General features: G+C 72.4%; 6 protein-coding genes. 1 reads left to right on the top strand and 5 read right to left on the bottom strand.

Translation table 11 applies throughout. The features are described from left to right. Nucleotides 1-124: 124 nt before the first annotated feature. The gene (locus AB0A74_RS17805; RefSeq protein WP_309110674.1) at nucleotides 125-574 is read right to left on the bottom strand and encodes an Lrp/AsnC family transcriptional regulator; all 450 of its coding nucleotides are present in this window, start codon (nucleotides 572-574) and stop codon (nucleotides 125-127) included. Beyond that, nucleotides 571-1,698, bottom strand: coding sequence for a Xaa-Pro peptidase family protein (locus AB0A74_RS17800; RefSeq protein ID WP_358250619.1), 1,128 nt, complete (start codon nucleotides 1,696-1,698; stop codon nucleotides 571-573). Before AB0A74_RS17800 ends, AB0A74_RS17805 begins: the two co-directional genes overlap by 4 nt. Before the next feature lie 143 nt (nucleotides 1,699-1,841). On the opposite strand from AB0A74_RS17800, the gene AB0A74_RS17795 reads away from it, so the two are divergent. Next, nucleotides 1,842-2,789, top strand: a complete 948-nt coding sequence (locus AB0A74_RS17795) for a 5'-3' exonuclease (RefSeq protein ID WP_358250617.1) — start codon at nucleotides 1,842-1,844, stop codon at nucleotides 2,787-2,789. Nucleotides 2,790-2,839: 50 nt separating this feature from the next. On the opposite strand, the gene AB0A74_RS17790 is transcribed toward AB0A74_RS17795, so the two are convergent. From AB0A74_RS17790 to AB0A74_RS17780, 3 genes are all read right to left on the bottom strand, one after another. After that, nucleotides 2,840-4,063, bottom strand: a complete 1,224-nt coding sequence (locus tag AB0A74_RS17790; protein WP_358250615.1) for a GNAT family N-acetyltransferase — start codon at nucleotides 4,061-4,063, stop codon at nucleotides 2,840-2,842. A 180-nt stretch (nucleotides 4,064-4,243) separates the two neighbouring features. Then, nucleotides 4,244-4,924 carry a DUF4333 domain-containing protein gene (locus tag AB0A74_RS17785; RefSeq protein WP_358250613.1) on the bottom strand — a complete coding sequence of 227 codons (681 nt, stop codon included), beginning with the start codon at nucleotides 4,922-4,924 and terminating at the stop codon, nucleotides 4,244-4,246. A gap of 103 nt (nucleotides 4,925-5,027) precedes the next feature. After that, nucleotides 5,028-7,793 carry a DEAD/DEAH box helicase gene (locus AB0A74_RS17780; RefSeq protein WP_358250611.1) on the bottom strand — a complete coding sequence of 922 codons (2,766 nt, stop codon included), beginning with the start codon at nucleotides 7,791-7,793 and terminating at the stop codon, nucleotides 5,028-5,030. Between the last annotated feature and the right edge of the window lie 5 nt (nucleotides 7,794-7,798).

The following is a 7,798-nucleotide window of genomic DNA, read 5'->3' as shown; positions in this document are numbered from 1 at the left end:
CGGGGAACGAACCGACGCCCTTCCACCCCCGGGGGCCTGCCGCGCGGCGAGCGCCGCTTTTAGCTCTTCGCTTTTAGCTCTCCGCTCTCCGCTCTCGACCTTGAGAGCGCGCAACGCACATCGCTCAAACAGCCGGAGGCCGATCCTCATAAGGGGTGGACAGCACAACGGTGGTCCGAGTGGACACGTTGGCCACCTCCCGAATCTGCCGCAACAACTCCTCCAAAGCCGTGGGCGAGGCCACCCGCACCCGAAGCACATAAGAAGCATCCCCCGCGACCGAGTAACAAGCCTCGATCTGCGGCAAGTGCTCCAACCGCTTCGGGTAGTCGTCCGGAGCCGCCGGGTCGATGGGCGTCAACGAGATGAACGCCGTCAGCGGCAGCCCGATCTCGTCGCCGTCCAGGCGGGCCGCGTAGCCGCGCACCACCCCCCGCTGTTCGAGCCGGCGCACCCGCTGGTGCACGGCCGACACGCTCAGGCCCACCCGTTCGGCCAGGTCGGTGAAGCTGCACCGGCCGTCGGCCGCCAGTTCACGCAGGATCGCCCGGTCTATCGGCTCCAGGTTGGTCACGCCGGCAGCACCACCAGTTCATGCGGTCGGTTGTTCACGCTTTCCACGCCGTCCTCGGTGACGACGACGATGTCCTCGATCCGCGCGCCCCACCGGCCCGGCAGGTAGATGCCCGGCTCGACGCTGAACGCCATGCCCGGCTCCAGCACCAGGTCGTTGCCGCCCACGATGTAGGGCTCCTCGTGCACGTCCAGGCCGATCCCGTGCCCGGTCCGGTGGACGAAGAACTCGCCGAACCCGGCCTCGGCGATCACGTCCCGGGCCGCCGCGTCCACCGCCGAACACGTCACGCCCGGCCGCACCGCCTCCACCGCGGCCTTCTGCGCCGCCTGGAGCACCGCGTAGGTCTCCCACACGTCGGCGTCCCGCGGCTCGCCCAGCACGTAGTTCCGGGTCGAGTCGGAGCAGTAGCCCTCGGCGACCGGGCCGCCGATGTCCACCACGACCACGTCCCCGGCCTCGATCACCCGGTCGGACAGGCTGTGGTGCGGCGACGCGCCGTTCGGGCCCGAGCCCACGATGACGAAGTCGGCCCGCACGTGCCCCTCGGCCACGATCGCGGCGGCGATGTCCGCGCCCACCTCGGCCTCGGTGCGTCCCACCCGCAGCCACTCACCCATCCGGGCGTGGACGCGGTCGATCGCCGCGCCCGCCGTGCGCAACGCCGACACCTCGGCGGCGTCCTTGCGCATCCGCAGCTCCCGCAGCACCGGCCCGGCCAGCACCTGCTCGCCGCCGATCGCGTCGCGCAGCCCCAACGTGTGCAGGGCGGGCATCATGTCCGACACCGCGACCCGAGTGCCCTTCAACGCCCCGCGCACCAGCGCGTACGGGTCCTCGCCGTCCACCCACGTCACCACGTCGACCCCGAGCCGGTCGGTCGGGATGCCCGCGTACCCCGGCTGCTCCAGCTTCGGCACCACCAGCACCGGCGTGCCGCCGACCGGCAGCACCAGGCACGTGAGGCGCTCGAACGACGACCCGCCCGCGCCGATCAGGTAGCGCAGGTCCGAGCCGGGGGAGATCAGCAGGGCGTCCACGCCGGCGACGGACGCCGCGGTGGCGGCCTTGTCCAGTCGCGCGCGGAGGGCGTCCACGTCAATGGGTCCAACATGGGTCGACATGCTTGCGCAGCCTAGTCCCGATCCACCCCGGCCAGTCCCGAACCACCCCGGCCGGTGTCGAACCCCCGACCGGCCCCCACCCCGACCACGCCGGCCAGGCTGATCAAAACCTTTTGTCGGTCCCTTCTGGCATGCTGACCGCCGTGTCCAGCCGACTGGTCCTCTTGGACTCCGCCAGCCTCTACTTCCGGGCGTTCTACGCGCTGCCCGAGTCGATGACCGCGCCCGACGGCACACCGGTCAACGCGGTGCGCGGGTTCATCGACACGATCACCAAGGTGGTCACCGACCGGGGCGCGACCCGCCTGGTCGCGTGCCTGGACGCCGACTGGCGCCCGGAGTTCCGCGTCGCCGCCCTGCCCTCCTACAAGGCGCACCGCGTCCTGGAGGGCGGCGTCGAGGGCGAGGAGGACGTGCCGGACACGCTCACCCCGCAGGTGCCGATCATCCTCGACGTGCTCGACGCGGTGGGCATCGCGACCGCCGAGGCCGTGGGCTACGAGGCCGACGACGTCATCGGCACGCTCGCCGCGCGCGAGGAGACCGACCCGGTGGAGGTCATCACCGGCGACCGCGACCTGTTCCAGGTCGTCCGCGACGAACCGGTCCCCGTGCGCGTGCTGTACCTGGGTCGCGGCTGGGCCAAGGCCGAGCTGCTCGGGCCGGTGGAGCTGGCCGCCAAGTACGGGCTGCCCGAGACCGACGCCGGCCCCGCCTACGCGGGCATGGCCGTGCTGCGCGGCGACCCGTCCGACGGGCTGCCCGGCGTCGCGGGCATCGGCGAGAAGACGGCCGCGAAGCTGGTCAAGGAGTTCGGGTCGCTGCGGGCGGTGCTCGACGCCGTCCACGACCCGCGCGACCGCAAGCTCACCACCCGCGCCCGCACCGCCCTGCTGGCCGCCCAGGACTACCTGGCCGTCGCGCCGACCGTGGTCAACGTGGCCACCGACGCGAAGGTCCTCCAGGACCGCCCGGACATCGTGCCCACCGCGCCCGCCGACCCGGACCGCGTCGAGGAACTGTCCCGCCGCTGGGGCCTGGGCAGCTCCCTGCCCAGGCTCCTCAACGCCCTGGAACGCCGGCGCTCCTAGAAGAACGTCCCCGACGAACAACCTCAGAAGAACGTCCCCGACGAACCGACTCAGAAGAATGTCCCCGACCACGGCACCTGGTCCACCGCGAACAGCCTGTCCGCCCGCCCGAGCGCCTCAGCCGACCCACCCACCACGCGGCCGGTCATCGCCAACGCCGAGAACGACACGTCACCGAGGTAGGCCGCGCCCAGCACGTCCACATCGACCACGAAATCAGGTGAATCCGAGGTCCGGGAGGCACCCGAAGAGGTGACCCGGTACGCGCCGTCGTTCTCCGGCAGGAACCGGTCGCGCACCCCGATCACCACGGGGTCGGCGACGGCGACCGCGACCCCGTACGCGCGCGCCGCCAAGGCCGACTCCACGTCGACCAGCCGCAGCCACGTCTCGTCCGCCACGTCCTCCACGAACACCGCGCGCCGGTCGGCCATCAGCCACTCCAGCGGCTCGTCCAGCGGCCGGCCGAACGCGAACACCTCGCCCACCAGGTCCACCCGCAGCGTGAACCCCCACAGGTCCGCCCACGCCCGCGGGTTCGCCGCCCAGAAGTCCTGGACCTCCAGCACGGTCGGCTTCTCCACGCCCCGCTCCCACGAGCCGCGCTCGACCTTGTAGACGACGTACCCGTCGTCGCCGTCCTCGCCCGAGCACACCGCGACCCGCAGGCGGTCCTTGTCCTCCGACCGCGCCACGCTGACGTCCCACCAGCCCGGCCAGCGCGCGATCGTGCCCGGCCGCCCCGGCGACAGGCGCTCGAACAGCTCCCGCACCAGCGGCAGCGCCTCGTCCACCGGCACCAGCCGCACCCGGCCCAAGATCGGCACCCGCGGCGCGGCCTCGCGCTTGCGGATGCGCACCTCCCGGTACCGGGTCGCGACCCCGTAGCCGAAGCGCTCGTAGATCGAGCCCTCCGAGGCGCGCAGCGTCGCCGCCACGTCACCGCCCTCGCGCAACGCGCGCAACTGCGCCCGCTTCATCGCGGTCAACACGCCGCGCCGCGTCCAGTCCGCCCGCACGCCGACCCGCGACACCGCCGCCATCGGCACCACCGCGCCGCCGGGCACCGCCAACGCCGACGGGAACGACTGCACCCCACCGACCAGCTCGTCCCCCGCGTACGCGCCGATCGTCCGCCCCGGCTCGTAGGAGGTCTTGACGGCCTCCCACCGCTCGTCCGGCGCGGGGGCGTGGTGCAGTGAACCCCGGAACACGGTGTGGGCGGCGCGGTACTGCGCTTCGTCGGTGAGCACGCGGACGTCGATGTCGGTCACGCGCCCGATCGTGCCTCCCGGGACCGGGAACCGCCATCGAGTTTCGGCGCACCGCGAGGCCGCGTCGGCTTGTCGCGCCGTGTTTCCCGCCGATCAGCTCTTCCGATCGGTGGGAAACACGGCGCGATGAGCCGACTTCCAGGCGGCTTCGCCGCCGCGACGGCGTCGCGGCAATCCAACTCAGCCCGTGGGCTGGCCGACCTCGTACTCGCCGTCCGCGGTCTTCACCGTGATCTTGACGTCCTTGTCCTTGCCGCCGATCTTCACCTTGCAGGTGAACGAGCGGTTCGGCTCCACCGGGTTCTCGCCGGTGCAGGTCGCGCTCTCCACGTCGGAGATCTTGTAGTCGTCCTTGAGGATCTGCACGATCCCGTTCTGCACGGCCGTGTTGTCGAAGATCTTCTTCTTGAACCAGCCGGGCGTCACGAAACCGAGGACGAGCACCGCGCCCACGGCCAGGACGACCACGGCGACGACGACCCACAGCACCGCGCTGGACTTCTTCGCCGGCGGCGTGCCGTAACCGGGCTGGCCGTACGGGTTCTGCTGCTGCCCGTACTGCCCGAACTGGCCCGGCTGCTGGCCCCACTGCTGCTGCGACGGGTCCGGCTGCCCATAGGGGTTCTGCGGCTGCTGCTGGGTCGGGTCGTAACCGCCGGGGTACTGCTGCGTGTACTGCTGCTGCGGCGGCTGCTGCCCCCACTGCGGCTGCTGCTGCGACGGGTCCGGCTGCCCGTAACCGGGCTGCTGAGCGGGGAAACCACCCGACGGCGTGCCGGGGTACCCGCCGCCACCGTAGGGCTGCTGGCCCCACTGCTGCTGCGGGTCGTTCCCTCCGGACGGTCCGTACGGACTGGTCATGCTCGGCCTCCGACGGTCGGTAGAGGAAAAACGTGGTCATGCCTTGCGGGCGCGATCAAACCACAGAGCGGCCGGGCGCACCCAGCCACCCCGCAAAGCTTTCTCAGACCGTGGCCATGGCCACCACCCCGCGGCGCAACGCCTCCACCGCCCGTTTGGCCGTACCGCCCACCGGGTCGTCGCCGCCGACCACGTCCCGGATCTGGTCGAGGAAGTCGATCACCTGCCGGCACCAGCGCACGAAGTCGCCCGCGCCCAGCTCCGTGCCCGACGCCTCGGCCGCGCTGAGCACCTTCTCCAGCGACTCGCCGCGCGCCCACCGGTACACCGGCCACGCGAAGCCCGGGTCGGGCTGCCGCGTCCGGTCCAGCTTGTGGCGGCGCTCGTCGTCCTCCAGCTCCGCCCACAGCCGCGCGGTGGCGGTCAGCGCGTCGGTCACCGGGCCCGGCGGCAGCCGCGTCTCCAGCGGACCGTCCCGGCGCGCCTCGTAGACCAGCGCGGACACCACGGCCGCCAGCTCCGGCGCCTCCAGGTCCCGCCACACGCCGTGCCGCAGGCACTCCGCCGCCAGCAGGTCGGACTCGCTGTAGAGGCGGGTCAGCCGCTTGCCGTGCTCGGTGACCTCCTCACCCGGCCCGGACTCCTCCGCGTGCAGGTACCCCCGCTCGCGCAGCAACCCGCGGATGCGGTCGAACTGCCGCGCCAGCGAGTGCGTGGTCGCCGCGACCTTGCGCTCCAGCTGTTCGGTCTCGGCCAGCAGCCGGTGGTACCGCTCGCCCCACCGGGCGTGGTCCTCGCGCTTCTCGCAGCCGTGGCACGGGTGCGCCCGCAGCGCCCGCCGCAACGTCGCCAGCTCGGCGTCCTCGTCCGCCCCCGCCCGCTTCTTGCGGAACGACGGCGGCACGATCCCGGTGTTGCGCAACGACGACGCCAGGTCCCGGCGCGAGCGCGGCGACCGCGTGTCCACCTGCTTGGGCAGCCGCATCCGGCCCAGCACCTCCACCGGCGACGGGAAGTCCGCCGCCGACAGCCGCCCCGCCCACCGGTCCTCGGTGAGCACCAGCGGACGCGCCTCGCCCAACGGCTCCAGGCCCGGGTCGATCACGACCGCCAGCCCGGAGCGCCGCCCCGACGGCACCGCGATCACATCGCCCTTGCGCAGCCGCTCCAGCGACGCCGCCGCCTCCGCCCGGCGCGCCGAGGTGTTCTGCCGCGCCAGCGCCTTCTCCCGGTCCGCCACCCGCCGCCGCAGCCCCGCGTACTCGGTGAAGTCGCCCAGGTGGCAGCTCATCGCCTCGGCGTAGCCGCCCAGCGCCTCCCGGTTGCGCTCGATGCGCCGCGCGAGCCCCACCACCGACCGGTCGGCCTGGAACTGCGCGAACGACTGCTCCAGGATCTCCCGCGCCGCCGCCGCGCCGAGCTGGTGCACCAGGTTGACGGCCATGTTGTAGCCGGGGCGGAACGACGAGCGCAGCGGGTAGGTCCGGGTGGACGCCAGCCCCGCCACCGCCTTCGGGTCCACACCGGGCTGCCACACCACCACGGCGTGGCCCTCGACGTCGATGCCGCGCCGCCCCGCCCGGCCGGTGAGCTGCGTGTACTCACCCGGCGTCAGGTCGACGTGCGCCTCGCCGTTGTACTTGACCAGCTTCTCCAGCACCACGGTCCGCGCGGGCATGTTGATGCCCAGCGCCAGCGTCTCGGTCGCGAACACGACCTTCACCAGCCCGCGGACGAACAGCTCCTCCACGGTCTCCTTGAACGCCGGCAGCAGCCCCGCGTGGTGGCTCGCGATGCCCCGCTCCAGCGCCTCGCGCCACTCCCAGTACCCCAGGACCATCAGGTCGCCCTGCGGCAGGTCCTTGGTCTTCTCCTCGATGACCGCGCGGATCTGCTCGACCTCCACCTCGGTGTTCAACCGCAGCCCGGCCCGCACGCACTGCGCCACCGCCGCGTCGCACCCGGCCCGGCTGAACACGAAGTCGATCGCCGGCAGCAGCCCGGCCCCGTCCAGCCGCTGCACGATGTCCACCCGCGACGGCGGCTTGAACCCGGAGGACCGCGGCGGCCGACCGCCCTTGTCCTTGCCGTTGCGGCCCCGGCTCCACGGCACGTGGAAGCGCGCCAGGTCCTCGGTGTGCCGCAGGAGCTGCGGGTTGATCCGCGCGTGCCCGTCGGGTCCCTCACCGGCGAACAGGTCCATCATCCGGCCGCCGGCCATCATGTGCTGCCACAGCGGCACCGGCCGGTGCTCGTCCACCACCACGGTGGTGTCGCCGCGCACCTCGACCAGCCACTCGCCGAACTCCTCGGCGTTGCTCACCGTGGCGGACAGGCTCACCAGCCGCACCGACTCGGGCAGGTGGAGGATGACCTCCTCCCACACCGGCCCGCGGAACCGGTCGGCCAGGTAGTGCACCTCGTCCATGACGACGTAGGCGAGGCTCTCCAGCGTCGAGGAGCCGGCGTAGAGCATGTTGCGCAGCACCTCGGTGGTCATCACGACCACCGGCGCGCCGCCGTTGACCGAGGTGTCACCGGTCAGCAGCCCGACGTTCTTCGCCCCGTAGCGGGCCACCAGGTCGGCGTACTTCTGGTTGGACAGCGCCTTGATCGGCGTCGTGTAGAAGCACTTGCTGCCCTCGGAGAGGGCCAGGTGCACGGCGAACTCGCCGACGACCGTCTTGCCCGCCCCGGTGGGCGCGCAGACCAGCACACCGTGCCCGTCCTCCAGCGCCTCGCACGCGCGCTGCTGGAACGGGTCGAGCTCGAAGGAGAGGACCGAGAGGAAGTCGGTCAGCTTGGGCCGGGAAGACTTTCGGCGGAAGTCCGCGTAGGCGTCGGCCGGAGACCGCGAAGTGCGTGACACCCCTC

The organism is Saccharothrix sp. NPDC042600, from assembly GCF_040647305.1.
GTDB lineage: Bacteria > Actinomycetota > Actinomycetes > Mycobacteriales > Pseudonocardiaceae > Actinosynnema > Actinosynnema mutabilis.
The sequence above is the reverse complement of the archived record's forward strand: the minus strand, read 5'-3'. Positions and strand labels throughout refer to the sequence as shown.